28 protein-coding genes are annotated in these 26,279 nt (G+C 59.2%); 9 read left to right on the top strand and 19 right to left on the bottom strand.

Annotated elements, in window-relative coordinates:
- Nucleotides 1-6 precede the first annotated feature (6 nt).
- The 3 genes from trpB to N2601_RS17485 form a co-directional block, all read right to left on the bottom strand.
- Entirely contained in the window at nucleotides 7-1,221 is a 1,215-nt protein-coding gene (gene trpB / locus N2601_RS17495) for a tryptophan synthase subunit beta (protein WP_104821453.1), read from the bottom strand.
- Nucleotides 1,218-1,892: a phosphoribosylanthranilate isomerase gene (locus tag N2601_RS17490; protein WP_104821452.1), complete on the bottom strand. Its 675-nt coding sequence runs from the start codon at nucleotides 1,890-1,892 to the stop codon at nucleotides 1,218-1,220. Before N2601_RS17490 ends, trpB begins: the two co-directional genes overlap by 4 nt.
- A gap of 193 nt (nucleotides 1,893-2,085) precedes the next feature.
- Entirely contained in the window at nucleotides 2,086-2,901 is an 816-nt protein-coding gene (locus N2601_RS17485; protein ID WP_104821451.1) for an oxidoreductase, read from the bottom strand.
- 89 nt (nucleotides 2,902-2,990) lie between these two features.
- On the opposite strand from N2601_RS17485, the gene N2601_RS17480 reads away from it, so the two are divergent.
- Nucleotides 2,991-3,434 (top strand): winged helix-turn-helix transcriptional regulator, encoded by a 444-nt coding sequence (locus tag N2601_RS17480; protein WP_104821450.1) that lies wholly within the window; start codon nucleotides 2,991-2,993, stop codon nucleotides 3,432-3,434.
- 28 nt (nucleotides 3,435-3,462) lie between these two features.
- On the opposite strand, the gene N2601_RS17475 is transcribed toward N2601_RS17480, so the two are convergent.
- The 6 genes from N2601_RS17475 to N2601_RS17450 all read right to left on the bottom strand — a co-directional run bounded on the left by N2601_RS17475 (nucleotide 3,463) and on the right by N2601_RS17450 (nucleotide 9,804).
- The gene (locus tag N2601_RS17475; RefSeq protein ID WP_104821449.1) at nucleotides 3,463-4,224 is read right to left on the bottom strand and encodes a M48 family metallopeptidase; all 762 of its coding nucleotides are present in this window, start codon (nucleotides 4,222-4,224) and stop codon (nucleotides 3,463-3,465) included.
- Between the two features lie 90 nt (nucleotides 4,225-4,314).
- Nucleotides 4,315-4,755 carry a DUF2852 domain-containing protein gene (locus tag N2601_RS17470; RefSeq protein WP_104821448.1) on the bottom strand — a complete coding sequence of 147 codons (441 nt, stop codon included), beginning with the start codon at nucleotides 4,753-4,755 and terminating at the stop codon, nucleotides 4,315-4,317.
- 158 nt (nucleotides 4,756-4,913) lie between these two features.
- Entirely contained in the window at nucleotides 4,914-6,188 is a 1,275-nt protein-coding gene (phaZ, locus tag N2601_RS17465; RefSeq protein WP_104821447.1) for a polyhydroxyalkanoate depolymerase, read from the bottom strand.
- Nucleotides 6,189-6,396: 208 nt separating this feature from the next.
- The gene (locus tag N2601_RS17460) at nucleotides 6,397-7,239 is read right to left on the bottom strand and encodes a fumarylacetoacetate hydrolase family protein (RefSeq protein ID WP_104821446.1); all 843 of its coding nucleotides are present in this window, start codon (nucleotides 7,237-7,239) and stop codon (nucleotides 6,397-6,399) included.
- Nucleotides 7,240-7,368: 129 nt separating this feature from the next.
- On the bottom strand, nucleotides 7,369-8,787 hold the full coding sequence (locus tag N2601_RS17455) for a pyridoxal phosphate-dependent decarboxylase family protein (RefSeq protein ID WP_104821445.1): 1,419 nt from the start codon (nucleotides 8,785-8,787) through the stop codon (nucleotides 7,369-7,371).
- A gap of 63 nt (nucleotides 8,788-8,850) precedes the next feature.
- The gene (locus tag N2601_RS17450) at nucleotides 8,851-9,804 is read right to left on the bottom strand and encodes a glutathione S-transferase family protein (protein WP_104821444.1); all 954 of its coding nucleotides are present in this window, start codon (nucleotides 9,802-9,804) and stop codon (nucleotides 8,851-8,853) included.
- A 154-nt stretch (nucleotides 9,805-9,958) separates the two neighbouring features.
- On the opposite strand from N2601_RS17450, the gene N2601_RS17445 reads away from it, so the two are divergent.
- The gene (locus N2601_RS17445) at nucleotides 9,959-10,258 is read left to right on the top strand and encodes a DUF2218 domain-containing protein (protein ID WP_104821443.1); all 300 of its coding nucleotides are present in this window, start codon (nucleotides 9,959-9,961) and stop codon (nucleotides 10,256-10,258) included.
- 82 nt (nucleotides 10,259-10,340) lie between these two features.
- Nucleotides 10,341-10,940, top strand: a complete 600-nt coding sequence (locus N2601_RS17440; protein ID WP_104821442.1) for a nitroreductase family protein — start codon at nucleotides 10,341-10,343, stop codon at nucleotides 10,938-10,940.
- 67 nt (nucleotides 10,941-11,007) lie between these two features.
- Here the strand turns inward: N2601_RS17440 and gyrB are convergent, their stop codons facing one another.
- The 5 genes from gyrB to N2601_RS17415 all read right to left on the bottom strand — a co-directional run bounded on the left by gyrB (nucleotide 11,008) and on the right by N2601_RS17415 (nucleotide 16,355).
- Nucleotides 11,008-13,443, bottom strand: a complete 2,436-nt coding sequence (gene gyrB / locus N2601_RS17435; RefSeq protein ID WP_104821441.1) for a DNA topoisomerase (ATP-hydrolyzing) subunit B — start codon at nucleotides 13,441-13,443, stop codon at nucleotides 11,008-11,010.
- Between the two features lie 149 nt (nucleotides 13,444-13,592).
- Nucleotides 13,593-13,958, bottom strand: coding sequence for a helix-turn-helix domain-containing protein (locus tag N2601_RS17430; RefSeq protein WP_104821440.1), 366 nt, complete (start codon nucleotides 13,956-13,958; stop codon nucleotides 13,593-13,595).
- Nucleotides 13,955-14,539, bottom strand: coding sequence for a Smr/MutS family protein (locus tag N2601_RS17425; RefSeq protein ID WP_104821439.1), 585 nt, complete (start codon nucleotides 14,537-14,539; stop codon nucleotides 13,955-13,957). Before N2601_RS17425 ends, N2601_RS17430 begins: the two co-directional genes overlap by 4 nt.
- Nucleotides 14,539-15,657, bottom strand: a complete 1,119-nt coding sequence (gene mltA / locus N2601_RS17420) for a murein transglycosylase A (protein ID WP_104821438.1) — start codon at nucleotides 15,655-15,657, stop codon at nucleotides 14,539-14,541. Before mltA ends, N2601_RS17425 begins: the two co-directional genes overlap by 1 nt.
- Nucleotides 15,654-16,355 carry a Tim44/TimA family putative adaptor protein gene (locus N2601_RS17415; RefSeq protein ID WP_104821437.1) on the bottom strand — a complete coding sequence of 234 codons (702 nt, stop codon included), beginning with the start codon at nucleotides 16,353-16,355 and terminating at the stop codon, nucleotides 15,654-15,656. Before N2601_RS17415 ends, mltA begins: the two co-directional genes overlap by 4 nt.
- A gap of 146 nt (nucleotides 16,356-16,501) precedes the next feature.
- Here N2601_RS17415 and N2601_RS17410 point away from each other — a divergent pair, with 146 nt between their 5' ends.
- Together N2601_RS17410 and secB are read left to right on the top strand one after the other, a co-directional pair.
- Complete coding sequence (locus N2601_RS17410) at nucleotides 16,502-17,032, top strand: FxsA family protein (RefSeq protein WP_104821436.1); 531 nt, start codon at nucleotides 16,502-16,504, stop codon at nucleotides 17,030-17,032.
- Nucleotides 17,033-17,127: 95 nt separating this feature from the next.
- A complete protein-coding gene (secB, locus tag N2601_RS17405; RefSeq protein ID WP_104821435.1) occupies nucleotides 17,128-17,610 on the top strand; it encodes a protein-export chaperone SecB in 483 nt (160 codons plus the stop codon).
- Nucleotides 17,611-17,691: 81 nt separating this feature from the next.
- Here the strand turns inward: secB and dnaQ are convergent, their stop codons facing one another.
- From dnaQ to N2601_RS17380, 5 genes are read right to left on the bottom strand one after another with little or no spacing between them, the layout of a single operon-like run.
- On the bottom strand, nucleotides 17,692-18,408 hold the full coding sequence (gene dnaQ / locus N2601_RS17400) for a DNA polymerase III subunit epsilon (protein ID WP_104821434.1): 717 nt from the start codon (nucleotides 18,406-18,408) through the stop codon (nucleotides 17,692-17,694).
- Nucleotide 18,409: 1 nt separating this feature from the next.
- On the bottom strand, nucleotides 18,410-19,027 hold the full coding sequence (gene coaE, locus N2601_RS17395; protein ID WP_104821433.1) for a dephospho-CoA kinase: 618 nt from the start codon (nucleotides 19,025-19,027) through the stop codon (nucleotides 18,410-18,412).
- Entirely contained in the window at nucleotides 19,027-19,884 is an 858-nt protein-coding gene (locus N2601_RS17390; protein ID WP_104821432.1) for a shikimate dehydrogenase, read from the bottom strand. Before N2601_RS17390 ends, coaE begins: the two co-directional genes overlap by 1 nt.
- Nucleotides 19,877-20,476 (bottom strand): Maf-like protein, encoded by a 600-nt coding sequence (locus N2601_RS17385; protein ID WP_104821431.1) that lies wholly within the window; start codon nucleotides 20,474-20,476, stop codon nucleotides 19,877-19,879. The genes N2601_RS17390 and N2601_RS17385 overlap by 8 nt, the downstream gene beginning before the upstream one ends.
- Before the next feature lie 36 nt (nucleotides 20,477-20,512).
- Nucleotides 20,513-21,334, bottom strand: coding sequence for a pyruvate, water dikinase regulatory protein (locus N2601_RS17380; protein ID WP_104821430.1), 822 nt, complete (start codon nucleotides 21,332-21,334; stop codon nucleotides 20,513-20,515).
- 401 nt (nucleotides 21,335-21,735) lie between these two features.
- Here N2601_RS17380 and hemE point away from each other — a divergent pair, with 401 nt between their 5' ends.
- From hemE to mnmE, 4 genes are all read left to right on the top strand, one after another.
- On the top strand, nucleotides 21,736-22,770 hold the full coding sequence (hemE, locus tag N2601_RS17375; protein ID WP_104824927.1) for a uroporphyrinogen decarboxylase: 1,035 nt from the start codon (nucleotides 21,736-21,738) through the stop codon (nucleotides 22,768-22,770).
- Between the two features lie 4 nt (nucleotides 22,771-22,774).
- On the top strand, nucleotides 22,775-23,329 hold the full coding sequence (gene hemJ / locus N2601_RS17370) for a protoporphyrinogen oxidase HemJ (protein WP_104824926.1): 555 nt from the start codon (nucleotides 22,775-22,777) through the stop codon (nucleotides 23,327-23,329).
- A gap of 200 nt (nucleotides 23,330-23,529) precedes the next feature.
- A complete protein-coding gene (gene rho, locus N2601_RS17365; protein ID WP_004127423.1) occupies nucleotides 23,530-24,795 on the top strand; it encodes a transcription termination factor Rho in 1,266 nt (421 codons plus the stop codon).
- A gap of 149 nt (nucleotides 24,796-24,944) precedes the next feature.
- Nucleotides 24,945-26,264 (top strand): tRNA uridine-5-carboxymethylaminomethyl(34) synthesis GTPase MnmE, encoded by a 1,320-nt coding sequence (gene mnmE / locus N2601_RS17360; RefSeq protein ID WP_260303247.1) that lies wholly within the window; start codon nucleotides 24,945-24,947, stop codon nucleotides 26,262-26,264.
- Nucleotides 26,265-26,279: the final 15 nt, after the last annotated feature.

The raw sequence follows: 26,279 nt of genomic DNA, 5'->3' as shown, positions 1-26,279 counted from the left end.
TCTAACTCACATTCCCAGAATCTTGCCGACGGTGAAGATGTCCTTGTCGCCGCGGCCGGAGAGGTTCATCAGGATGATCTCGTCCTTGCCCATCTTCGGCGCGCGCTTGATGACTTCGGCAAGCGCATGGCTCGGCTCGAGTGCCGGAATGATGCCCTCGAGGCGCGTCAGCGTCTGGAAGGCTTCCAGCGCCTCATGGTCCATGATCGGCACGTATTCGACGCGGCCGATATCATTCAGCCAGGAATGTTCCGGGCCGATGCCGGGATAGTCGAGGCCGGCCGATATCGAATGTCCTTCCTTGATCTGGCCGTCGCCATCCTGCAGCAGGTAGGTGCGGTTGCCATGCAGCACGCCGGGCGAGCCAGCGGTGATCGAGGCGCAATGCTCGTCGCCCTGCAGACCCTTGCCGCCGGCTTCGACGCCGACGATCTTGACGTCCTCGTCATCGAGGAAGGGATGGAAGATGCCGATGGCGTTCGAACCGCCGCCGACGGCAGCGATGACGAGATCCGGCAAGCGGCCTTCAGCCTCAAGCATCTGCTGCTTGGCTTCCGTGCCGATGACCGACTGGAAGTCGCGGACCATTTCCGGATAGGGATGCGGGCCGGCGGCCGTGCCGATCAGGTAATAGGTGTCGTCGACATTGGTGACCCAGTCGCGAAGGGCCTCGTTCATGGCGTCCTTCAGCGTGCCGCTACCGGCGGTGACCGGAATCACCTCGGCGCCGAGCAGCTTCATGCGGAAAACGTTCGGCGCCTGGCGCTCGACGTCGGTTGCGCCCATGTAGACGACGCAGGGAAATCCGAAGCGGGCGGCCACCGTTGCGGAGGCGACGCCATGCTGGCCGGCGCCGGTTTCGGCGATGATGCGGGTCTTGCCCATGCGCTTGGCGAGCAGGATCTGGCCGATACAATTGTTGATCTTATGCGAGCCGGTGTGGTTCAGCTCTTCGCGCTTGAAATAGATCTTGGCGCCGCCAAGCTCGGCCGTCAGGCGCTCAGCGAAGTAGAGCGGGCTCGGGCGGCCGATATAATGGGCGCCGAGCGACTTCAGCTCTGCCTGGAAGGCCGGATCGTTCTTCGCCTTGTTCCATTCCTCCTGCAGATCCAGGATCAGTGGCATGAGCGTTTCGGCTACGAAACGGCCGCCATAAATGCCGAAACGGCCGTCCTCATCGGGGCCGGCACGGAAGGAATTGGGTTTGGGCGTCTGGTTCACTCTCTACTCCCTGCTGCCGGTTCCGGCAGACATGCTTCTGTAAAAGCGTCGAAAAACTGGTCGATCTTCCCGAGATCCTTCACGCCCGGCGCACTTTCGAGGGCGGAGGAAAGATCGATACCCGTGGCCTTGGTGGATGCCAGCGCCTCAGCGACATTGTCCTTGTTCACACCGCCAGACAGCATGTAATCCACCCGATCGTCGAGCCAGCTCATCAGGCTCCAATCGAAGGACACGCCGTTTCCGCCCGGCAGCTCCGAACCGGCCGGCGGCTTAGCATCGAACAGGAACCGGTCGGCAATGCCGATATAGGATTCCACCCGCTTCAGATCGCCGGCATCGCGCACCGCCATGGCCTTCATGACGGGGACATTATAGACCGCTTTGATCGTCAGCACACGCTCCGGGCTTTCACTGCCATGGAGCTGCAGCATATCCGGCTTCACCAGCGACATGATCTCGTCGAGATCGTCATTCGTGGGATTGACCGTGACGGCAACGATCTTCGCCTTGCCGCGCGCGCGTTCCGCCAGTTGTCCGGCCAGATCGGGCTCGATATAGCGCGGGCTCTTTTCGAAGAAAATAAAACCGATATGGGTAGCCCCGCGCTCCAGAGCGCGGTCCACCGCTTCCGGCGTCTTCAGGCCACAAATTTTGACATCGGGGTTCATGGCAGCGAAGTGACATGAAATTGCAAAAGAGTCGAGCCTAAAGGCGACGCGCGGGGAATTTTACGCTGTTCGGAAGCAATGGGCAGCATGGGCTCATCGGCGTAGGGCGCACCCAAGCAATGCTTCATGAGAACTAGCTTTCGTTTCCAAATAATGACCGTCGGACCTTGAGTGCCGCCCGACGATCAAGTGATCAGGCGGGAAGTCTGCTAAACTTGCGAAGGTTCTTGTCGACGAAAGACTCCGGCAGGAAGCGGCGTATGAAACGGATCTGTCCCGCTGCCTTGCCTGCAGTGTAGCGTCTCTTCGGCGATGCGGCGCTCGCGGCTTTCAGCACCATGCCGGCGACGACCTCCGGCGCATCACCCGTCCCAATAATCTCGCGCATCAGTTTCTCTGCATTGGTGCGAGCCGTATCGTATAACGGAAGCGGATGATCCGGTCGCGTCAGGTTCTCCTCGAAGGACGTACGGGTGACACCGGGCTCCACGAGCACGACACGGATGCCTTGTGTTCGGACCTCGTGGTCAAGGGATTCGGAATAGCCCTCGATCGCGTGCTTGGTCGATGCGTAAAGCGCGTTATAGGGAGCGGGGATCAGCCCAAGGATGGAACTCATGTTGATGATCCTGCCTTTGCGCTGACGTCTCATCACTGGAAGGATTGCATTCGTCATCCGCAGGACGCCGAAAAAGTTCACCTCGAACAGAGCCTTCGCCTGCGCGGCAGAGGATTCCTCGGCTCCGCCAAGCAATCCGATCCCGGCATTGTTGACGAGAAGATCGATCCGTCCTGCGCGGGCGAATATCTCATCTACCGCCCTTTGCACCGATTCCTCGTCGGTAACGTCGCATACCAGCATGGCAACTCCGTCCGGAGTATCCGGCATGGGCTTGCGGCTGGTTCCAAACACTCTGTATCCAGCGCGTCGCAACGCTTGCGCAGTCACCAACCCGATACCGGAGGAAGCGCCCGTAACCAGGGCGACGCCGCTTTCTATCTTGCTCATCTGTCTCTGCTTTCATTTTGGCATGGAACATCAACGAACAACCTGTTACTATCAATTCAGTAGTAAGTCACTATCAAAAAGATATCGACATGAAGAATCTTTCGAACCAGCCATGCCTCATCGCCCGCAGCCTTGCATTGGTAGGCGATGCGTGGAGCATGCTGATCATGCGGGACGCCCATACGGGGCTCACTCGCTTTGACGAATTCCGCAAGAGCCTTGGCATCGCGCCGACAATGCTGACTGCCCGACTGGCCGCGCTTACGGAAGATGGTCTGCTGGAAAAGCGACGCTACTCGGAGCGGCCTCCGCGCGATGAATACGTGCTGACAGAGGCGGGCCAGGACTTCCTTCCCGTGCTGTTTGCGATTGGAGCATGGGGACGGAAGCATCGCCCCTGCAATGATGTGACCCGGTTTTTCGACGCCGAGACGGGTACCGAAATCGATCCCGTCACCATCGACCGGGCAACCGGCGCGCAGATTGGAACACGTCCCATCCGCATTGCTGCGCCTGACAACGCCGTCGAATGAGGAAGTTCAGCCGCCTTCCGCGGCCTGCTCAATCAAAATCGATCGCGTGCAGCTGGCTGCCATGACGCTTCAGCCAGGCCTTGGCTTCGTCCATGTCGGGGCAGAGCTTGCGGCAGAGGGCCCAGAAGCGCGGGCCGTGGTTCATTTCGCGTAGGTGCGCGACCTCGTGGGCGGCGAGATAGTCGATCACCAGCGGCGGCGCCATGACGATGCGCCAGGAGAAGCTCAGATTTCCGCCCGAGGAGCAGGAACCCCAGCGGCTGCGGGTATCCTTCATGCTGATGGAGGAGACCGTGGCGCGGATCGCTTTCGCGTGCAACGCCACCAGCTTTTCCAGATCGGCGCGGGCCTCCTTCTTGAGGAAGGTGGCGATGCGCCGGCCGGCATGTTCCGGCAGGCCGCTGACACGCAGCACTGGCAAACCATCGGCGTTGACAGCCTCGGTCAGGCCGCGCAGGCTGCCGGTATGCTCGATGCGATGGCGGATACCGCGCAGGAGGATTTCGCTGCCGCTCTGAAGATTTGCCTGGGTGGAGAATTTCGCAAGCTTGGTCAGCAGCCAGCCCTGATGCCGGTCGAGGAAGGCATTGACCTCGCGGGCGGCGAGGCCGCGCGGAATGGTCATCTTCAGCGCCCGTCCGCCGGGCTCGATCCTGAGCGTGATCCGCGTTGCGCGCTCATGCTGACGGATCGTCAGGGGCATCAGCCGCCCGGCCACGTCCAAGGTGCGCGTTTCCGGCGCGGGCGGCTTGGGAACAGGTCGGCGGGATCTGGACGAAAGCGGAAACATGAAAAGCAGTTTTATACGATTCGCTGGGGTTTCTGGCAAAGAAAAACCGGCATCGCCGGATGCCGGTTCTGACTGGAAAAGCTGTTGTAATTACGGCGTTTTAAATTCGGAAGCCGGGCCGTTGTCATCGTTGCGCTTGACGTTGTTACGGTCGCGCATGAAACGGTCGAACTCTTCCTGATCCTTGGCGCGGCGCAGTTCGCGGACGTAGGTGTCGAACTCGGCACGCATTTCATCGAGTTTGCGGCGCTCCTCTTCGAGGCGCTCCAGCTCTGCCCGGCGCCAATCGTCGAAGGCGACATTGCCGGTGGAAAAATGCTGGCGATAACGGCCGCGGTGGCGGCCGCAGCCGGCAAACATGCCGTCGGCCTTCTGGTTCACATCCCGTTTGAAATCTCTCAGGCGTTCGCCGAAGAGAATATAGGCAAGCATGGCGAGACCCAGAGGCCAGAAGACCACGAAGCCAAGTATCATCAGGGCAATGGTAGCCGGAGTCCAATCCGGGCGAAGCAATGCTGACTGGTGGTTCATCGTGAGGTATCCTCGCAGTAAGGCGGCCCGGCCACATGCCGAACCGCTGGAATCGAGATGGTAACCTCTTCGTGAGCCTTCAATGGCTTTTGCCGGGAAAATCGGACAAGCCCTTGAATCCGGCCCAATAATTCAACAAAAGCTAATTATTTGCAATTTCAGGCAGATTTGCCGCCCTTGATCACACGCTTGACCACTGGCTTTCCGGTGCGGCTATGTTCGCGGGTGAAAGCGACGATGCGCGGCGCGATTTCGCGACGGAAACGCGAACCGTTGAAGACGCCGTAATGGCCGACATCCGGCTGCAGGTAGTGCATCCGCATATCGTCGGGAATGTTGGTGCAGATGGTCTGCGCCGCCTTGGTTTGACCGACACCGGAAATGTCGTCGTTTTCGCCTTCGACTGTCAGCAGGGCGACATTACGGATCGCCGTCGGATCGACGCGCTGGCCGCGGTGCGTCAGCTCACCCTTCGGCAGCGCGTGCTTCATGAACACCTGATCGACGGTCTGCAGGTAGAATTCCGCCGTCAGATCCATGACCGCCAGATATTCGTCATAGAAATCGCGGTGCTTCTCCGGCTCGCCGTCGTTCTTGACGAGGTGCATGAAGAAGTCCTTATGCGCGATCATGTGCCGGTCGAGGTTCATCGACATGAAGCCGGAGAGCTGCAGGAAACCGGGATAGACCGGGCGCATGAAGCCCGGCTGCGGCCAGGGCACGTTCATGACGACATTGTCGGCGAACCATTCGAGCGGCCTGTCCTTGGCAAGCTGGTTTACTGCCGTCGGGTTGATGCGCGTGTCGATCGGACCACCCATCAGCGTCATCGACGAGGGCGACAGCGGATCGCCGGCCGCTTCCATCACCGCGGCTGCGGCCAGGACCGGCACGGAGGGCTGACAGACGGCAATGACATGGGTGTCCGGCCCGAGATGATGCAGCATCTCGATGACGTAATCGATGTAATCTTCCAGATCGAAGGTGCCTTCGGTCATCGGCACCATGCGGGCATCGATCCAATCGGTGATGTAGATATCGGCATTAGGTAGCAGCGCTTCTACCGTCCCGCGCAGCAGCGTCGCATAGTGACCCGACATCGGCGCGACAATCAGGATGCGCGGATCGCTGCCATGGCCGGCGGGCAGGCTGCGCTCGAAATGGATGAGATTGCAGAAGGGCTTGTTCCAGACGATCTTTTCGTAGACCGAGACCGGCTTTCCTTCGATCGAGGTTTCAGGCAGGCCGAATTCCGGCTTGCCGTAGCGGCGGGTGGTGCGCTCGAAGACTTCGAGACTTGCCGTCAACGTGCGGCCAAGCATCGTATGGGACAGAGGGTTTAGCGGATTGGCATAGGCCAGGCGCATCATGTCGGCAGCGGCGCGGAAGGGTGCGAGGGCGGCATGATTGAGTTCATAAAGCTGATAAAACATAAAATCATTACCTTTCGAGGTGATCAGACGAGAACGCTACCCCCAGCGCGCGCCTCGTCCATGAAGCTCTTTCTGTTGAGACTATCAGTTTTTGTTGCAGGGCAACATAACCCTTTCGGAATCTTGCGCATGTAAAAATGCCGGAGAATCGTCTCTCCGGCATCAATAATGGTCTCAAAACGTTAAAGTTCCTGATCGTGCACGTTCATCAAGCGTCAGCCAGGAAGGTTTGACGCTGCGTGCCGAGACCTTCCATGCCGAGCTCGACGACGTCGCCGGGCTTCAGATATTGCGGCGGCTTCATGCCCATGCCGACGCCCGGAGGCGTGCCCGTGGAGATGACATCGCCCGGATGCAGCGACATGAACTGGCTGAGATACGAGACGAGGTAGGCGACGCCATAGACCATGGTCTTGGTCGAGCCGTTCTGCATCATCTGGCCGTTGACCTTCAGCCACATGCCAAGCTTCTGCGGATCGGCGACTTCGTCCTTGGTGACGAGCCAGGGGCCGATCGGGCCGAAGGTGTCGCAGGACTTGCCCTTGGTCCACTGTCCCGAACGCTCAGTCTGGAAGCCGCGTTCGGAGACGTCGTGGGAAACGCAGTAACCGGCGACATAATCCAATGCGTCGGCCTCGCTGACGTATTTCGCGGTCTTGCCGATGACCACGCCGAGCTCGACTTCCCAATCGGTCTTTTCCGAGCCGCGTGGGATCAGCACGTTGTCGTTCGGGCCGACGATGGCAGAAGTTGCCTTCATGAAGATGATCGGCTCCGGCGGCACGGTGGCGCCGGTTTCGGCGGCATGGTCGGAGAAGTTCAGGCCGATGCAGATGAACTTGCCGGTGCCGGCGACGCAAGCGCCGATACGGCCTTCCGCCAATTCCGGCAGGCTCTTCGGATCGAGCGCGGCGATCTTCGCCAGGCCGGCAGGCGAAATCGCCTCGCCGCCGATATCGGCGACGTGAGCGGAGAGATCGCGGATCTTGCCGTCGCTATCCAGAAGCGCCGGCTTTTCCTTGCCGGCATCGCCAACACGCAACAATTTCATAGGTCTTCCTTCCCTGCATTTTCAAAGATGAGATTGGTTTCACCATATATGAACGAATTATTCATCAGTGTCACCCATCGATTTCTGGCCTAACATGTCTCGCCCGCCTGCACCGGAACAACGGCGTTCCTATGACGATGGCAAGGAGCGCGCGATTTCGACAATGGTGGCAAAGGCGATATCGACATCTTCCGCCGTCGTCTCGAACTGTCCGGCCTGAAAGCGAATGACCAGCCTGCCATCGACCCGCGTCTGCGTCAGATAGATGCGGCCATCATTGTTGATGGCGGCAATCAGGCGCTGGGTATGGCTTTCCTGCTCGATGCCGGCGGGTGCCTTGTGATCGAAGGAGAAGAGCGACAGGAACGGCTTGGTGACGATCTCGAAATCCGGCTCGGCGGCCAGACGTTTTGCCAGGGTCTCGGACCAGGCAACATGGTTGCGGATCATCGTGCGCAGGCCTTCGAGACCGTGATAGCGCAACAGGAACCAGAGTTTCAGCGCGCGGAAGCGGCGACCGAGCGGCACGGACCATTCGGAATAATTGATGATACCATCGTGACCATGGGTGCGCAGAAATTCCGGATGAATTGCCAGCGTCCGCACAAGGGATTCCGGCTCGCGGATGAACTGCACGGAGCAATCGAACTGCGCACCAAGCCATTTATGCGGATTGAAGACGATGGAATCGGCCTGTTCGACGCCCTGCCACAACGCCCGGAATTCGGGGCAGATCATGGCCGAGCCGGCCCAGGCTGCGTCGACATGCACATAGAGCCCTTGGGCGTGTGCGACTTCGGCGACCGCTGCAATATCATCGCAGCCGCCGATACTCGTGCCGCCAACACACGCGATGACGCCGGCCGGCAGCAGGCCCGCCGCGCGATCCTGTTCGATCGCAGCAGCGAGCGCCTCGGTATCCATAGCGTGGTTCGGGCCGATGGAAGGGATACGGACCAGGTTCTCCGAGCCGATGCCGGATATCCAGATGGCGCGATCGATCGACGTATGGACCTGATCGGTGGAATAGATGCGGATGGTTTTGTTCGCCGCAAGCCCTTGACTGTTGCCCTGCCAGCCGAGCGCTCGTTCGCGCATGACCAGAACCGCTGCCAGCGTCGCCGTCGAGGCGGAATCCTGGATGACGCCGGTGAAGCCCTCGGGCAATCCAAGTGCCTGGCGCAGCCAGTCGACTACCTTGGTTTCCAGCTCGGTGGCGGAAGGCGAGGTCTGCCAGAGCATGCATTGGGCGGCGATCGCGCTGACGAGATATTCGGCGACGACCGAGACCGGGGCGGCATTGGCGGGGAAATAGGCGAAGAAGCGCGGGTGCTGCCAGTGCGTCATGCCGGGAACGAGGATATCCTCAAAATCCTTGAAGATATCCTCCATCGCTTCGCCGGATTCGGGCGGAGAATCCGCGATATGCGCTGCGATTTCGCCGGGCTTCGTCTGGGCCCGCACCGGCCGGTCGCGGAGCGATGCGCGATAGTCCGCCCCCCAATCCGCCGCCTTTTCCGACCAGCGCCGAAACTCCTCCCAATCCATGACCGCCTCCACACTTCGTCAGAACGAGGCGACCTTAGACCGGTTTTCTGAGGCGGTCGAGTATCAGAAAAGCTCGTCGAGCGCAGGGCCAGCCGGCACAATTCCAGTCGGATTGAGTGCCGCGATGGAGTAATAGCCGCGCTTGATATGGTCGAAGCTGACGGTCTCGGCGATGCCGGGCCAATCGAGCATGCGACGGCAGAAGGCCTGGAGGTTGGCATAGTCCGACAGGCGGCGGAGATTGCATTTGAACAGGCCGTGATAGGCAAGATCGAAGCGAACGAGGGTCACGAAAAGCCTGATGTCGCTCTCGGTCGGGTGCTCGGCGAAGAGGAAGTCCTTGCCCTCCAGTTCGCCTTCAACCCAATCGAGGCAATCGAACACATCGCGGAAGGCTTCTTCATAGGCGATCTGTGTCGTCGCGAAACCGGTGCGGTAGACGCCATTGTTGAGGACCGGATAGATGCGGGCGCTGAAAGCATCGATATCTTCGCGCCGGCCGGCCGGATAAAGATCGATCGCATGGCTGGCGAGATCGCCGAAACCGTCGTTCAACATGCGCAGAATATCAGCGGATTCGTTGTTGACGATCGTGCCCTTCCGCTTGTCCCAAAGCACCGGCACGGTGGCGCGGCCGGAGAAGAGCGGATCGGCCTTCGTATAGATTTCGTGCACATAGCTGGCGCCGTTGACCGGATCGTCGGTCGCGCCGGGGTAATCGCCGAACCGCCAGCCTTGCTTGCTCAAGGCCGGCTCGACCACCGATACGGAAATGACCTCTTCCAAACCCTTCAGCTTGCGGCCGATGAGCGTGCGCGAAGCCCAGGGGCAGATCAGCGCGACATAGAGATGGTAACGGCCGGCTTCGGCTGCAAAACCACCCTCACCCGTCGGGCCTGGTCGCCCATCCGATGTCACCCAATTGCGGAAGCTCGATGTCTGGCGAACGAAGCCGCCCTTTTCATCCTTGGCCTGGACGGGCTGCCAGTCTTCCATCCACTTTCCGTTCACCAGCAAGGTTCTGTCTCCAATTCGCGCGCGTTCTGTTGGGCGCGATCATAGCGAAATCGGATTTCACCGAAATAACGTAATGTTGAAACAGACTGTCTACCGGGCAGCGCCGGATACGACTATAAACTTGCCTCCTATATTCCAGTTATCGGAGCCCCCTATGCCTACTTCCGTTTCTTCCGTGAAAACCGACCATGCCAGTCGCTATCTGCAGCAGCTTTGCAAGCACTGGAGTCACAAATTCATCGTCGAATTCAACGAAACCGCCGGCAAAGTGCCGTTCAGCCCCGAAACCTCCGTCGAGTTTTCGGCCGATGCTTCCGCTTTGCTGATGACCCTGCACGTCGAAAATCCGCAGGACCTCGAGCGCATGCAGAATGTGGTGGCCGATCACCTCAAGCGATTTGCCTTCCGCGAAGAGCTCGACGTGGTCTGGACTGCGGACGCAAGCGGGGTATAGGTTCGCTTCGCATCCTCCAAAGCCAGTCGCTTCGTCCGCTCCCAACGGTCCGCGACTGCCTCCCTCAGATGGAAAGAATCCCATGACGTCCAGCAACACCCGCGAATCGCAATATCCGATCGACAAGCTCTTTCTCGACCGTTGGTCGCCGCGTGCCTTCTCCGACGAAACCATGCCGGAGGCCGATCTCCTGACCATTCTGGAAGCCGCCCACTGGGCGCCGTCCGCCTCCAATCTGCAGCCCTGGCGCTTTGTCTACGCACTGCGCGGCTCGGAAAACTGGGAGAAATTCCTCGATCTGCTGATCGAGTTCAACCAGAGCTGGGCGAAATCCGCCGCGGCGCTGCTTTTCGTCGTTTCGCGCACTCATAACGGCGAACTCGGCTCCGCCGAGCAGAAGCCCAACTACAGCCACTCCTTCGACACTGGTACGGCCTGGGGCTTCCTGGCGCTGCAGGCGCACCTAGCCGGCTACGCAGCGCACGGCATGGGCGGTTTCCATGTCGAGAAATCCTATGAAGTTCTCGGCATTCCGGAAGGCTTCCGCGTCGAGGCGGCCGTTGCGATCGGCAAGGTTGGCGACAGGGATCAGCTTCCGGAGAAGCTGAGGGAACGCGAAGTGCCGAACCACCGCAAGCCGCTTTCCGAAGTCGCCTTTAACGGCACCTTCATCGCCAAGTAATTGATATTAAAACGGAAAGGCCCGCCTGATCTTCAGGCGGGCCTTTTTTGATTTCTGAAATTGGCGGTCAAATATCGAGATTGGCGACGCTGAGGGCGTTGTCCTGAATGAATTCGCGCCGGGGTTCCACCTCGTCGCCCATGAGCCGGGCAAACAAACCGTCGGCATCGGTCGCATCGGCGACCTTGACCTGCAGCAGCGAACGGACGTTCGGATCGAGTGTCGTTTCCCAAAGCTGCTCGGCATTCATTTCGCCAAGACCCTTGTAGCGCTGCATGGTGAGACCCTTGCGGCCACTGGCAAAGATGGTTTCCAGCAGCATGCGCGGACCGGAAATCTCGGTTTCGCCGTCGCGGCGAACGAGCTTCGGCGGCAGATTATAGATCTCCTTGAGGCGCGAGGCGAGCTGATCGATAAGGCGCGCGTCCTGCGAGCCGATCAGCGCCATATCGAGAACGACGACTTCCTTGACGCCCCGCACCATGCGCTCGAAACGCAAGCCGCCTTCGCTGGTGAGCCCGCCGGTCCAGCCGCGTTCAGTTTCTTCGGCAATGATGTCGAGCCGGTTGGCGACATCATTTACCAGGCTTTCGGCACGTGCCTGGTTGCTGACGAGTTCGGCATTCAGAGCGCCGGCAATCGCCGCTTGTTCGATGACGGAACGGTTATAACGCGAATGCAGATTGTCGAGTAGCGTGCGCAGACGCAGGGCGTCCGAAATGACCTCCCGCAGATCCTGGCCGGCGCGAACCTCACCGGTGCCGAGACGCAGGCTGGCATCATCGAGACCCTGGCCGATCAGATATTCCTCCAGCGCCTTCTCGTCCTTCACATATTGCACCGACTTGCCGCGCGTCACCTTATAGAGCGGCGGCTGAGCGATATAGAGATGGCCGCGCTCGATAAGATCAGGCATCTGCCGGAAGAAGAAGGTGAGCAGCAGCGTGCGAATATGGGCGCCGTCTACGTCAGCGTCCGTCATGATGATGATCTTATGATAGCGCAGCTTGTCGGCGTTGAATTCGTCCTTGCCGATGCCGGTGCCGAGTGCGGTGATCAGCGTGCCGATTTCCTGGCTCGACAGCATCTTGTCGAAGCGGGCGCGCTCGACATTGAGGATCTTACCGCGCAGCGGCAGGATCGCCTGGTTTTCGCGCGAGCGGCCCTGCTTGGCCGAACCGCCTGCCGAGTCACCCTCGACCAGAAAGACTTCGGACTTGGCCGGATCGCGTTCGGAGCAGTCGGCAAGCTTACCGGGGAGAGAAGCGATATCCAGCGCGCCCTTCCGCCGGGTCAGTTCGCGCGCCTTGCGGGCAGCTTCGCGGGCGGCGGCGGCTTCGACGACCTTGCCGACCAGCACCTTCGCATCGGCGGGATGTTCTTCGAGCCAGGTGTTCAGCGCCTCGTTGACAAGGCTTTCGACCACCGGCCGCACTTCCGACGACACCAGCTTGTCCTTAGTCTGCGAGGAGAATTTCGGGTCCGGAACCTTGACCGAAAGCACCGCCGTCAGGCCTTCGCGGCAATCATCGCCCGTCAGCGTCACCTTTTCCTTCTTGGTAATGCCGGAAGTATCAGCATAGGAGGTGATCTGGCGTGTCAGCGCGCCACGGAAGCCCGCCATATGCGTGCCACCGTCGCGCTGCGGGATGTTGTTGGTGAAGCAGAGCACGTTTTCATGGTAGCTGTCGTTCCACCACATCGCCACTTCGACGGTGATGCCATCCTTTTCACCACGGATGGATACCGGCTTTTCGACCAGCGGCTTCTTGGCGCGATCGAGAAAGGCGACGAAAGCCTCAAGGCCTCCGTCATAGATCATCTCTTCCTGCCTGATGTCGGAATGACGCTTATCGGTCAGAAGAATGCGGACGCCGGAGTTCAGGAACGCAAGCTCGCGCAGGCGATGTTCCAGCGTCGCATAGTCGAATTCCGTCATGGTAAAGGTCTGCGAGCTCGGCATGAAGCTGACTTCGGTGCCGGTCTCGGCGCCGGCATCACCCGTCTCCTTGAGCGGCGCGTCGGCGACGCCGTGGGTGAAGCTCATTTCATGGATCTTGCCTTGACGGCGGATCTTCAGTTTCAGCCAGACGGACAAGGCATTGACGACAGAAACGCCGACGCCGTGCAGGCCGCCGGAGACCTTGTAGGAGTTCTGGTCGAATTTACCGCCGGCGTGGAGCTGGGTCATGATGACCTCGGCTGCGGAAACGCCTTCGCCAGTGTGAATATCCGTCGGGATGCCGCGGCCGTTGTCGGTGACGGTCACCGAACCATCGGGATTGAGCGTCACCGTAACGATGTCCGCATGGCCGGCCAGCGCCTCGTCGATGGCGTTGTCGACAACCTCATAGACCATGTGGTGCAGGCCCGAACCGTCATCCGTGTCGCCGATGTACATGCCGGGGCGCTTGCGCACGGCATCAAGGCCCTTCAGAACCTTGATGGAATCTGCGCCATACTCGGCATTGCCGCCGTTTTCGGTTACGGATGTATCGGTCATATATTGAAGTCTTTCCAGTGTTTTAGAGAACCCTGCCGATCTCTACCGAATCAGCGGTTTTTCTTTCCCTGAATATAGGATGTTTCGCCCCGAACTTCCAAATGGAAGGCCCCTCATATCAGGCATAAAGCAGGGGATTAAGGCGGTTTTCAGCCGCTTTTGCCGGCATTTTCGAGAAGCTCGGACAGCTCCCCAATCGTTGCCGCATCGAGGCTGCGAATCCGGCCCGCCAACCGATTGACAAAGGCCGTATATTCCGGCGCCAGGCCCGAGGTGTCGATGACGACGCGCGGGTCGGAAAAGCGTGCCACGAGGAACAATTCCTCCGCCTCGTCCCAGATGATGTTGAAATATCCGGCAATGCGCTGCAGCAGATCGAAAGTCGGCGTGCCGCGCTTTCCGTGTTCTAAAGCGGATAAATAAGCCGGAGTCACGTTCAGCGCCGCGGCCATTTCCTTCTGCGAGACACCCTTGCGCGCTCTCAGCTTTCTTACCGCTTCGCCAAAGGGGGTCACAGCTTCTCGCCTTTCAGTCGCGACAGGCGGATATAGAGGGCGCCGTCGCCGCCATGATGCTGCGCCGCCGTCTCATAGGACGAAATCAGGAACCGGAATTCCGGCTTGGAGAACCACATCGGCACGGCACGCTTCAAGGCACCCTCGCTGCCCATGGAACTGCCCTTGCCGGTGATGACTAGCACATGGCGAAGGCCGCGCTGATGCGCGCGGAGAAGAAAATCGAGGAGCATCGCATGCGCCTCGCTCTGGATCAGCCCGTGAAGGTCGATCCGCGCTTCCAGCGCCAGCCGGCCCTTGGCGATCTTACGCTTGACCGGCCGCTCCAGCGGATGGTGCGCGCCGGAAGGCGGTTTGGCCGGTGGCGGCGGAATTTGCGAATCTCGGGACGCTGCCGAAGCTTTCTCCTTCTCGGCACGTGCGGTCTCCTCCGCCCGTGCCTCTGCCGCCAGAACCTCGTCGAAAGCTTCGATATCGGCGAGCCGTTCCGGCATTGGCCGAGTGCTTTTCGCCACCTTGCCCCAGAGAATGCGCTCGTCCGTGCTGAGCTTTCGTTCCTTGGTCTGTCGTTCTGAAGCCATCAGCCGAACCTCTGAGCTGCCGCCTTCGGAACCAATATATAAAAATCCGCATCGTTGCGCACGGTACCGGCAAGCTCTCCCGCATCGTAGCCGGAACCGGTAAAAATATCCCCACGCGCCGGGCCGACGATCGCTGAGCCGGTATCGAGCGCCAGCATCAGCCGCCCGAAAGGTTTGCCGCCGTCGAGATGCGTCAAGCTTTCCGACTGGATGAAGAAAGGAAAGCCGAAGGTGTGGATCAGCCGGTCGACCGCCAGCGAGCGCCCGGCGACCAGCGGCACTTTCGCCGCTGCGATCGGACCAAGCGTCGGATCGCTGACATCGGCCTCGCGGAAAAAGATGTAGGACCTGTTGTGCCACAGGACCTCATCGACTTCCTGCGGATGGGCATAGAGCCAATCGCGGATCGTCTGCATCGAAATCGTCGCGCGATCGAGCACGCCGCGGTCAATCAGCAGGCGGCCGACGGCCGAGAAGGGATGGCCGGCCTTGGCGGCATAGGTGATGCGGCCCATGCGTCCATCGGGATAGAGCAATCGCGCCGCGCCCTGCACATGCACAAAGAAGACATCGACCTTGGACTTTGCCCAGGCGATCTCCAAGCCCCTGCCCTCCAGATAACCCCGATCAATCTCGCCGCGGTCCGGATAGGCGGAGATGTTCCCATCCTTGAGACGACCGAACATATAGGATGGATCGAGATTCGCGGGCCGGTTGGTATCGTCGAGATCGATCAGATCGTCCGGCCGGCGATAGAACGGATAGCGATAGGTCTCGTCCGGTGTTGCGGAGACTGCAATCTCCGGCTCATAGAAGGCTGTTACGAAACCTCTGGCGCCGTCGCCGCGGCGAATAAAAAAGGGCTGGCAGCGTTCTTCGAAGAAGGCGCGGGCCTCGGCAACGTCCGTGGGCGCGTAGCCTTCTGCATCGTCAAGCAGGGTCAGGAGGTCGTTCGCGGTCAGCCCGGCGGCACCGGTGCGGTAGGGCTTTACATCTCTGATATGGTCCCGACAGTCCTTCATGGCACGAAAAAGGCTGGAAGGATCGTCGTCCTTCCAGCCCTTCAGATCGGCGAAGGTTGCCGGCTCAAGCCTGAAATCCTGCGATGGGGTCGTCATTGTTCGGATTCGGTCGCCACGAGTTTCCAGTTCGGGTCGCGCGAACGGCTGTCGCGGGCAAAGGTCCAGAGATCGCTGATCTCGGCAACCGCCTCGGCGTCTCCGTCAATCAGCGTGCCGGCCTTATCGTAGGTCGCCGAAATCATCTGGCTGACGATGCGCATCGTCACGAAGGCTTCCGTCCCCTTCATCTCGGCGGTGACGATATCGGCCTTGTCGATGCCGACAAAGGTGGACTTTACCTTTTCGCCCCTGGTTTCGCGCTCTGTAATGGCGGCATCGAAGCCTTCATAGACCTCGCGCGACAACAGGCCCTTCAGCGCCTTGCGATCGCCATCGGCAAAGGCCATGACGATCATCTCATAGGCCATGCGGGCGCCATTGACGAATTCCTTCGGATTGAAGCTGGGATCGGCCTTGCTCAATTCGCGCAGCGAATCGTTGAGCGGCGTGCCGGCTGCCGCAAAGGCGTCGATGGCCGCAAAACGATCTTCATCCTCGGCTGCATCGCGGCGCGGCAGGGTCACTACCTTGCCGGCATCCGGTACGGTCGGACCCGTAGCCGAATCGGGGGAACCGTAGAGATCGCGCGGCGGCTTCTCGTTCCCCGTACGGCGGCCAAGGACGCTACGGAGCTGAAAGAAGATCAGCACCGCTGCCACCAGGAAAAAGATCGTCACAAAGTCGTTTGCACCCATCTCGTATCGGAACCGCCGTTAAAATTGAGAGTTTCAATCCCCATATAGTCCGCATCGATCTATCATTCAAATAGCGGACCGGTATCTTTATTATGCGCGATGGACTAACGCTAAGCGTATAAGCACCGCTTCCAGGACACATTAACATGCGCCTATCCCTCGTACCTGTCTTCGTCTTTCTGATGCCGCTTGCCGAAATCGCTGGCTTCATCATCGTCGGCAAGATGGTCGGCGTCTGGGCGACATTGGGGCTGGTGATCCTCAGCGCCCTCCTGGGTGCCGCTCTTCTCAGAATCCAGGGCATCGGTATCCTGCAGCGCATCTCCGCCGAGAGCCGCAATGGCGGCGATCCGGGACGCGAAATGGTGCATGGAGCCATGATCGTCGTTGCCGCATTCCTGCTGATGCTACCCGGCTTCATCTCTGATATTATCGGTTTGCTGCTCTTCATTCCGGCCGTGCGTGAGTTCGCCTGGACGGTCCTGCGTAAACGCATCGTCGTTCTGGGCAGTTCGCGTGCCTTCAGGCGCGGCACCGGCCAAGGCCCGAGTTCGGCTTCCGGCCCGCAAACAGGGCCGCGCGGCCCCGGGCATGTCGTCGATCTGGACGAGACCGATTTTCATCGAGAGCCCAACCGCAACTCGCCTTGGTCTGACAAAAAGCGCCTTGAAGAGTAGGCAACAGCGGCCAAAGATGGCCGAAGCCTCAAGGGTTGTAAGCCCTTATTCGAAATGCTAGATGGCGACACCCATTGACGTCAGAGGAAACCCCCATGGCCAACGAGAACAGCGGCAACGGCGCAGCCAGCCCGAGCCTTTCCATCCTTGCTCAATACACCAAGGATCTTTCCTTCGAAAATCCTGGTGCTCCGCGCTCGCTGCAGGCCCGGGAAAACGCCCCCGATATCAACATCAATGTCAACGTCAACGCCAATCCGCTGTCGGAATCGGATTTCGACGTCGTGCTGACGCTGAATGCCGAAGCCAAGGATGGCGAACGGGTTCTCTTCCACACCGAGCTGGTCTATGGCGGCGTCTTCCGCGTCACCGGTTTCCCGCAGGAACACATGCTGCCGCTGCTCTTCATCGAGTGCCCGCGCCTGCTCTTCCCCTTCGCCCGTCAGATCATCGCCGACGTCACCCGCAACGGCGGCTTCCCGCCGCTGATGATCGACCCGATCGATTTCGCGCAGATGTTCACCCAGCGTGTCGCCGAAGAACAGGCCCGCGCCCAGGTCGAAGCGGTTCCGAACTAAGCCTTCGGTCCATTCCATCGATAGAAACAAAAATGCCCGGATTTCGATCCGGGCATTTTCTTTTGGGCTTAGAGTATGTCTTCAATTCGCGGCGCGGTATTTCGACCAGATGCCTTTTTCGCCAAGCTTGGCGATCAGCGCTGCGTGATCTTCCAGCTCGGCCTCGCTCAATCTGCTCGCCAGCGGCGTCGGTCGCACCAGGATATCCGCAACGATCTCGTCGGCATCGTCGGCCTGACGGGAGCGTGCGGATGAACCGTTGATGCTGCCGAGACCAAGGGCTGTCTGCCGGCCGCCGATCATCTCGATATAGACTTCAGCCAGCAATTCGGAGTCGAGAAGCGCGCCGTGTTTGGTGCGGTGGGAATTGTCGATGCCATAGCGCCGGCAGAGTGCATCCAGTGAGTTCGGCCCCATCGGATGTTTGCGCCGGGCCATGGCGAGCGTGTCGATCACTGTATCGGGTAGGATCGGCGGCCGACCAAGCCGCGCGAATTCGGCATTGACGAAACCCATATCGAAAGTCGCATTGTGGGCGATCCACTTGGCTTCGCCGAAAAAGGCAAGGATTTCATCGGCGACATCGGCAAAGGACGGCTTGTCCTTCAGGAATTCGTCGGTGATGCCGTGCACGGCAAGCGCGTCCGGATGGACCTTGCGGTCGCCGGGATTGATATAGAGATGGAGGGTCTTGCCGGTCGGAAAGTGATTGAAGAGCTCGATACCACCGATTTCGATGACCCGGTCGGCCCTGTTGTCGAGGCCGGTCGTTTCCGTATCGAAAATAATTTCGCGCATATTAGGGCTCTCCGCCTGCAGATCCGTTGTCTGCCGATCGCTGCCGCAGGTCGGCTATGATGTCTTTTATCTGCTCCCGCGCCGCATCGATGCTGCCGCCGGTGTCGATGACATAATCCGCCCGCGCCCGCTTCTCCGCATCCGGCGTCTGGCGGGAGAGAATCATGGCGAATTTTTCCTCAGTCATGCCCGGCCTGGCAAGCACTCTTTCCCGTTGAATCTGTGGATCGCAACTGACGACGACGATCTTGTCCACCCGTTCATTGGCGCCGGTCTCGAACAGCAGGGGGATATCGAGCACGACGATATCGGCACCGGCGGCACGCTGACGTTTGAGAAACGTTCGTTCGCGCTGCCGCACCAGCGGATGAACAATGGCCTCAAGTCGCTTGAACCCGGAGGGATCGGAGGCGAGTTTGCGGCCAAGCTCCTGCCGGTCGACGGCCCCATCCTTCGTCGTTCCGGGGAAAGCGGCTTCGACCAGGGGAACGGCTTCGCCACTATAGAGATCATGCACGACTGCGTCGGCATCATTCACGGGGATGCCCGCTTCGGCGAAGAGCTTGCCCGACGTCGATTTTCCCATACCGATCGATCCGGTCAGTCCAATGCGGATCATCAGTGTTTTTCCATATCGGCGATGATCAGCGCCCGGAGCGCCTCATCGACCACCGGACGCTCGCCGAACCATTTTTCAAAACCCGGCACAGCCTGATGCAGCAACATGCCAAGCCCGTCGACTGTGGCGAAGCCTTGTTCTTCCGCCTGGGCAAGCAACGGCGTTTTCAGCGGCACATAAACAATATCGGTGACAACGGCATTTTCGGCCAGCGGCGAAAAATCAATCTGCGGCGCCGCCTCACCGTCCATGCCAAGCGAGGTGGTATTGACAAGAAGACCGGCACCTCGCATCACCTCATCCAGCGCCGCCATCGGATGGGCATGGACACACTCGCCGAAGCGATCGGCCAGTTCCCTTGCCCGCTCGACAGTGCGATTAACGACGTGAATTTCCGGAATGCCGCGATTGCGCACCGCCTGGATGACGGCGCGGCTCGCGCCGCCCGCACCCAGGATCACCACTCGTCCGGTACGATCCCAACCGGGATGGCGCTCATCCAGATTGGCCGTGAAACCGCGGCCGTCCGTGTTGGTCGCATGCAGCAAGCCATCCTGAAGCCAGAGCGTGTTCGAAGCACCGAGCTCCTCGGACAATTCATCCGGGCGATCCGCCAGCTTGAATGCCGTCTCCTTGTGCGGGATCGTCACATTGCCGCCGACAAAGCCGCTCGAACCGTCCTTCAAGGAAGCGATGAAGGCCGGGAAATCATCCGGCGAGACCTCGTGCGCACGATAATTGCCGGCGAGACCGAGTGTGCGAAGCCAATGGCCATGGATCAAAGGCGAGCGAGAATGCTTGATGGGATAGCCCGTAACGAAGGCGTTGGGGCCGAATGTTTCACGTGAATCACCCATCGATCACTCCCAATTCGCGAAGCTGCTGAAGGAGCGGCAGCATCGGCAATCCGACGATGGTAAAGTAATCGCCGTCGATTTTCGAGAAAAGCTGTATCCCCTCAGCCTCAAGCTGATAGGCGCCGACGCTCGACAGCGCCTTGTCGCCGACACGGCTCAGATGACGGTGGACAAAATCGGCCGAAAGATCGCGCATGGTCAATTCCGCATGGGACACATGTTCCCAGATGATGTCTCCATTGCGCGCCAGTGCGATGGCACTGTTCAAACGATGAGTCTTGCCAGACAGTTTTCGCAGATGGTTCTCGGCGTCCGCCATCGTTTTCGGTTTATGAAAAACTTCATCGCCGAGCGACATCGTCTGGTCCGAACCAATGACGAGCGAGTCGGGGAAACGATCGCTCACCTCTTTCGCCTTGGCTTTGGCCAGCACCAGGGCCACGGCATCCGGCCCGGCGCCATCCTTCTCCAGCGGTGCTTCGATTGCGCGTTCATCGATCTGAGCCGCCACCGCCTGGAAATGCAGACCGGCATTTTGCATCAGCATCCGCCGGAACGGGCTGGAAGAGGCAAGAATGAGCGGTGCTGTCATATCGGATAAACCTCGGGGAATCTTGGTATCCAGCGCTTAGCGCAGCTTCGGGCGCAGGGCAACAATGGCGGCCGCGGTCTCTTCGATCGAGCGGCGGGTGACATCGATGACAGGCCAATTGTGCCGGGCGCAGAGCGAGCGGGCATATTTCAGCTCCTCGGAGATCGCCGCGCGATCGACATAGTCGCCACGATCGAAACCGGCCGTCGCCCCGAGGATACGGTTTTCGCGAACCTGCGAAATACGATCAGTGGTCGCCACCAGCCCGACGATCAGCGGTTTGGTCGCCCGGATCAAACTCTCGGGCAGAGGCACACCATGGACGATCGGAATATTGGCCGTCTTGATGCCTCTATTGGCAAGATAGATGCTGGTCGGCGTCTTCGATGTCCGGCTGATGCCGATGATGACGACATCGGCGTCATTATAATCATCCTGCATCTGTCCATCATCATGATCCATAGTGAAGTTCAGCGCTTCGATGCGGGCGAAATAATCGGCATTCATCACATGCTGGGCACCGACCCGGCGACGGGACGCCGCTCCGAGATAGGTCTGGAAGACATTCATTACCGGCTCGAGGACATTGACGCAGGGCACACCCATCTCGCGGCAGCGCTCGGCGATGAAATCGGCAAGTTCACGGTCGACGATCGTATAAAGGACTATCCCGGGACTATGGTCGATCGCTTCCAGAACCGGCAGGAGCTGCTTGCGGTTCCTGATCAGGGGATAGACATGTTCGATCGGCTGGCTGGCATGGAATTGCACCGAGGCGGCGCGGCCCGCGGAGATCAGAGTCTCGCCGGTTGAGTCAGAAATCAGATGCAGATGAAAGAAGCTTGTCCGGTTTTCCACGCTACTTTCCATTGCCTGTTGATATGTCGGGAGAGAAGAGAGGTACGGGAAGCGGCCGGTCGGGGGCAAGTGGAAAACCGCCGACTTTTCCACATTTCGAATTTGGCCGGGGACGCTTCGCCGGAGATTGTGGGCAATGTGGATAATTTGCGGCTTTCAGCCAGCCTCCCCATTTTATCCCCAGACAGGCCTGAAATAAAAGGCAAGCCAAACCCTTCAAAAGATTGATCTAAGTTTTACTTTTTCCACATATCCGGCGCTCCAGCCGATCTCTTTGCCGGATCTTGATGGATGCGCGACATTTTGGATCGGCCGTGGATGGATTTTAATCCTTGATAGTCACCGACTCTAAGAAATAGAAACCTTAGATATATGTTTGGTTTTTAAATGGGATGACGTCTTTGAGCGATGAACGCCGGAAGATCATGAGAGTGCTCAGTGGTGAAACGCTGACCCCTCCCCCTCTCTGGCTGATGCGCCAAGCTGGCCGCTATCTTCCGGAGTATCGGGAGACAAGGGCAAAGGCCGGGAGCTTTCTCGAGCTCTGTTATACCCCTGAACATGCGGTCGAAGTGACGTTGCAGCCGATCCGGCGGTATGGCTTTGACGCTGCAATCCTGTTCTCCGATATCTTGGTGATCCCTGATGCGCTGAAACGCAATGTGCGTTTTACCGAGGGGCATGGTCCCGAGATGGATCCGATCGACGAAGCCGGTATTGCGGCGTTGAAGACCGACGGCGTCATTGATCATCTGGCTCCGGTGATGGAGACGGTACGGCGGCTGCGGAGCGAACTGCCCGAGGAGACGACGCTGCTCGGGTTCTGCGGTGCGCCCTGGACGGTCGCGACCTACATGATCGCCGGCCATGGCACACCGGATCAGGCCCCTGCCCGGCTTTTCGCCTACCGGCATCCAAAGGCATTCGAGCATCTGTTGATGCTGCTTGCCGATATTTCCGCTGACTACCTGGTGGCGCAGATCGATGCTGGCGCGGATGCGGTGCAGATCTTTGATTCCTGGGCGGGCGTGCTCGGTGAAACGGAGTTCGAGGCTTTTGCCATCAAGCCGGTTGCCAGAATGATCGCTTCGGTCAAGGCACGGCGGCCGCAGGCGCGGATCATCGCCTTTGCCAAGGGCGCGGGCTATCTGCTGAAAACCTACCGGCAGAAGACAGGAGCCGATGCGATCGGTCTCGACTGGTCGGTGCCGCTAAGCTTTGCGAGGGAGCTGCAACAGGAAGGACCGGTGCAGGGCAATCTCGATCCGATGCGTGTCGTTGCCGGCGGTAAGGCTCTTAGCGATGGGATTGACGATATTCTGCAGCATCTCGGCCATGGTCCGCTGATCTTCAATCTTGGCCACGGCATCACGCCGCAGGCCGATCCATCCGATGTCGCCGCCTTGGTCGAGCGCGTGCGTGGATGGAAGGGCTGACGAGATGAACGAGCAATCGGGAGAAAAGCAGATAGATCCTCGCGCCGGCGCATACGCCAGCCGGCGCGCCTATTTCATGATCCTGCTGTTCGCGGCATTGGCGATCGGCCTGTTTGCCTGGCATCCGGACAATCTCTATCTCTGGATCAAGGCCTTTCATATCATCGCGGTGATCTCGTGGATGGCCGGGCTCTTCTATATGCCGAGGCTTTTCATCTATCACACCGATGCCGAGCCCGGTTCGCAGCAGTCGGAAACCTTCAAGGTGATGGAGCGCCGGCTTTTGCGGGTGATCATGACGCCGGCAATGATGCTGACCTGGATTTTCGGGCTCTATCTCGCCTGGTCGGTTTACGATTTCCACGGCGGTTGGCTGCATGCCAAGATTGGCCTTGTCGTGCTGCTGACCATCGTCCATATGTTCTTCAGCCGCGCCGTTCGCGCCTTTGCGCGCGATGAAAACCGGCATTCGGCTCGCTATTGGCGGTTCATGAACGAGGCGCCGACGGTGCTGATGATCCTGATCGTCATTCTGGTCGTGGTGAAGCCGTTTGCGTGATATAAGACGCAGAACTTAACGCGAAACTTAAATTTCCTTCATTTTGCCAGCCCCCCTTGCGGGGCCGAAAGTGAATCGCTATTTTCCCGCCATCTCTTCTTCGTGGCATGTATCAGTTCTGTCGCCCGCGAACACCCTCATCGCGGTTCTGAATACGACCAACATTGCCTTTCCCCTTCTAAAACAGAGTAAATCCCTTCATGGCTGAAATGAAGCTTCAAGAACTTAAGAACAAATCCCCGACCGATCTCTTGGCCTTTGCCGAATCGCTCGAGGTCGAAAATGCAAGCACGATGCGCAAACAGGAACTGATGTTTGCCATTTTGAAGGTGCTTGCCAGCCAGGACGTGGAAATTATCGGCGAAGGCGTTGTCGAGGTCCTGCAGGACGGGTTCGGCTTCCTGCGTTCCGCCAATGCCAATTATTTGCCGGGTCCGGACGATATCTATATCTCTCCATCGCAGATCCGCCGCTTCTCGCTGAAGACGGGCGATACGGTCGAGGGGCCGATCCGCGGACCGAAGGAAGGCGAGCGCTATTTCGCGCTGCTCAAGGTCAACACCATCAATTTCGACGATCCGGAAAAGATTCGTCACAAGGTGCATTTCGATAACCTGACGCCGCTTTATCCGAACGAGCGCTTCCGCATGGAGCTCGACGTTCCGACCTCGAAGGACTTGTCGCCGCGCGTCATCGATCTCGTGGCGCCGCTCGGCAAGGGTCAGCGCGGCCTGATCGTAGCACCGCCGCGCACCGGTAAGACGGTGCTGCTGCAGAACATCGCGCATTCGATCACCGCCAATCATCCGGATTGCTATCTGATCGTTCTTCTGATCGACGAACGTCCGGAAGAAGTGACGGATATGCAGCGTTCCGTGCGCGGCGAAGTCATTTCGTCGACCTTCGATGAACCCGCCGTTCGCCACGTACAGGTCGCCGAAATGGTCATCGAAAAGGCTAAGCGCCTTGTCGAACATGGTCGCGACGTCGTCATCCTGCTCGATTCGATCACCCGTCTTGGCCGCGCTTATAACACGGTCGTCCCCTCATCCGGTAAGGTTCTGACCGGTGGTGTTGACGCCAACGCCCTGCAGCGTCCGAAGCGTTTCTTTGGTGCCGCCCGTAACATCGAAGAGGGTGGTTCGCTGACGATCATTGCGACGGCGCTGATCGACACCGGCAGCCGCATGGACGAAGTGATCTTCGAAGAATTCAAGGGAACCGGCAACTCGGAAATCGTCCTCGACCGCAAGGTTGCCGATAAGCGCATCTTCCCGGCGATGGATATTCTGAAGTCCGGCACCCGTAAGGAAGACTTGCTGGTTCCGCGCCAGGATCTGCAGAAGATCTTTGTTCTCCGCCGTATCCTTGCGCCTATGGGCACTACGGATGCGATCGAATTCTTGATCGACAAGCTGAAGCAGACGAAGAACAATCCGGACTTCTTCGATTCAATGAACACGTAATCCTTAGCCGGATTCATCGTTCATCTGAGCGCCGGGTATCCTGTGAATTTGATCGGGTCGCTTTATGCGGCCCGATTTTGTTTGTAAGCATGTGCCGTAGGCTTTGAAAGTCGATCTCGGCCAATTCGATTCGGATGCGGATCAATTCTATGCAGCACTCCAGCGATACGATCTTTGCGCTTTCCAGCGGCGGTCTCCCGGCGGGCGTCGGAGTCGTCCGCATCAGCGGTTCGGAGGCTCTGGCGGCGACCAAGGCGCTCGTCGGAGCGTTGCCGAAGCCGCGGCAAGCGGCGCTGAAAACGATTCGGACTCGAAATGGTCTCGTGATTGACCGAGGCTTAGTCCTTATTTTCCCCGCTCCAGCTTCCTTTACCGGGGAGGATTGTGCCGAGATTCACGTTCATGGCGGCAAAGCGGTTGTGGCTGCGCTTCTCAAGGAGCTCGCCGGCATTAAAGGCTGCCGCTTGGCGGAACATGGCGAATTTTCGCGTCGCGCCCTTGAAAATGGCAAGATGGATCTGGTGGAAATCGAAGGCTTGGCCGATCTCATCGCAGCCGAGACGGAAATGCAGCGCCGGTTGGCTGTGGAACACGCGGCGGGCGGTCTTTCAAAGCTTTATGAGGGATGGGCGGATCGTTTGACACGCGCTCGGGCTCTTATCGAGGCGGAGCTGGATTTTGCGGATGAGGATGATGTGCCAGGTTCGGTATCCGATCTGGTCTGGACGGATATGGCAAAGCTGCAATCCGAATTGTCAACACATCTTGCTGGGGCCGATTTGGGCGAGATTGTCCGGGATGGGTTAAAAGTCGTTATCGCCGGCGCGCCGAACGCCGGCAAGTCGAGCTTGATGAACGCACTGGCGCGCCGCGAGGTGGCGATCGTGACGGATATTGCTGGAACCACGCGTGACGTTCTCCATGTCGATCTCAATATCGAGGGATATGCGGTCAGGCTCTATGACACTGCCGGCTTGCGGGACACGGAGGAAGTCATTGAACGCGAGGGGATCCGGCGGGCGCTGAAGACAGCGTCGGAGGCGGATATTATTCTGTCGTTGGCTGAGATAGGGTCTGCCCCGCAAACCAAATTCGACGGATTTGACGGAAAAGTCTTTCGAATAGGCACTAAATCGGACATACATCCGATTGGTGGTGAAGATTACGATCTTCGCATTTCTTCCACGACTGGCGCAGGCTTGGCCGAACTGCATCAATTGTTGGTTAACGATTTGCTAACGCGGTCATCAGCACTTTCATTGGCTTTGCCAAGCCGCTTGCGGCATCGGACGCTGTTAGCGGAAAGTCTGGAGGCACTGAACCAGGCCGTGACCTTCAATGCTGCAGGCTTGGATATACGCGCGGAGTTCCTGCGGCAGGCTGCGCACAGTTTAGGCCGCATCACCGGAAGGGTAGATGTCGAGGATTTGCTTGATGTTATCTTTTCCGAATTCTGTATCGGCAAATGATTCACGTGAAACACG

It is taken from the genome of Rhizobium sp. CB3060 (assembly GCF_025200735.1).
In the GTDB taxonomy this organism is placed as follows: Bacteria; Pseudomonadota; Alphaproteobacteria; order Rhizobiales; family Rhizobiaceae; genus Rhizobium.
Note: the sequence above shows the minus strand (reverse complement) of the source record. Positions and strands in the feature narration are given on the sequence as shown.

Coding starts and splice junctions, on each gene's coding strand:
- N2601_RS17455 (WP_104821445.1), bottom strand. CDS start 8,787: ATGGATTGGGAGGAGTTTCGGCGCTGGTCGGAAAAGGCGGCGGATTGG.
- phaZ (WP_104821447.1), bottom strand. CDS start 6,188: ATGTTTTATCAGCTTTATGAACTCAATCATGCCGCCCTCGCACCCTTC.
- N2601_RS17460 (WP_104821446.1), bottom strand. CDS start 7,239: ATGAAATTGTTGCGTGTTGGCGATGCCGGCAAGGAAAAGCCGGCGCTT.
- N2601_RS17385 (WP_104821431.1), bottom strand. CDS start 20,476: ATGACAGCACCGCTCATTCTTGCCTCTTCCAGCCCGTTCCGGCGGATG.
- gyrB (WP_104821441.1), bottom strand. CDS start 13,443: ATGACCGATACATCCGTAACCGAAAACGGCGGCAATGCCGAGTATGGC.
- N2601_RS17440 (WP_104821442.1), top strand. CDS start 10,341: ATGACGTCCAGCAACACCCGCGAATCGCAATATCCGATCGACAAGCTC.
- N2601_RS17425 (WP_104821439.1), bottom strand. CDS start 14,539: ATGGCTTCAGAACGACAGACCAAGGAACGAAAGCTCAGCACGGACGAG.
- N2601_RS17410 (WP_104821436.1), top strand. CDS start 16,502: ATGCGCCTATCCCTCGTACCTGTCTTCGTCTTTCTGATGCCGCTTGCC.
- N2601_RS17415 (WP_104821437.1), bottom strand. CDS start 16,355: ATGGGTGCAAACGACTTTGTGACGATCTTTTTCCTGGTGGCAGCGGTG.
- N2601_RS17445 (WP_104821443.1), top strand. CDS start 9,959: ATGCCTACTTCCGTTTCTTCCGTGAAAACCGACCATGCCAGTCGCTAT.
- rho (WP_004127423.1), top strand. CDS start 23,530: ATGGCTGAAATGAAGCTTCAAGAACTTAAGAACAAATCCCCGACCGAT.
- N2601_RS17480 (WP_104821450.1), top strand. CDS start 2,991: ATGAAGAATCTTTCGAACCAGCCATGCCTCATCGCCCGCAGCCTTGCA.
- N2601_RS17475 (WP_104821449.1), bottom strand. CDS start 4,224: ATGTTTCCGCTTTCGTCCAGATCCCGCCGACCTGTTCCCAAGCCGCCC.
- mltA (WP_104821438.1), bottom strand. CDS start 15,657: ATGACGACCCCATCGCAGGATTTCAGGCTTGAGCCGGCAACCTTCGCC.
- coaE (WP_104821433.1), bottom strand. CDS start 19,027: ATGATCCGCATTGGACTGACCGGATCGATCGGTATGGGAAAATCGACG.
- hemJ (WP_104824926.1), top strand. CDS start 22,775: ATGAACGAGCAATCGGGAGAAAAGCAGATAGATCCTCGCGCCGGCGCA.
- mnmE (WP_260303247.1), top strand. CDS start 24,945: ATGCAGCACTCCAGCGATACGATCTTTGCGCTTTCCAGCGGCGGTCTC.
- secB (WP_104821435.1), top strand. CDS start 17,128: ATGGCCAACGAGAACAGCGGCAACGGCGCAGCCAGCCCGAGCCTTTCC.
- N2601_RS17490 (WP_104821452.1), bottom strand. CDS start 1,892: ATGAACCCCGATGTCAAAATTTGTGGCCTGAAGACGCCGGAAGCGGTG.
- N2601_RS17485 (WP_104821451.1), bottom strand. CDS start 2,901: ATGAGCAAGATAGAAAGCGGCGTCGCCCTGGTTACGGGCGCTTCCTCC.
- N2601_RS17470 (WP_104821448.1), bottom strand. CDS start 4,755: ATGAACCACCAGTCAGCATTGCTTCGCCCGGATTGGACTCCGGCTACC.
- N2601_RS17390 (WP_104821432.1), bottom strand. CDS start 19,884: ATGGGTGATTCACGTGAAACATTCGGCCCCAACGCCTTCGTTACGGGC.
- dnaQ (WP_104821434.1), bottom strand. CDS start 18,408: ATGCGCGAAATTATTTTCGATACGGAAACGACCGGCCTCGACAACAGG.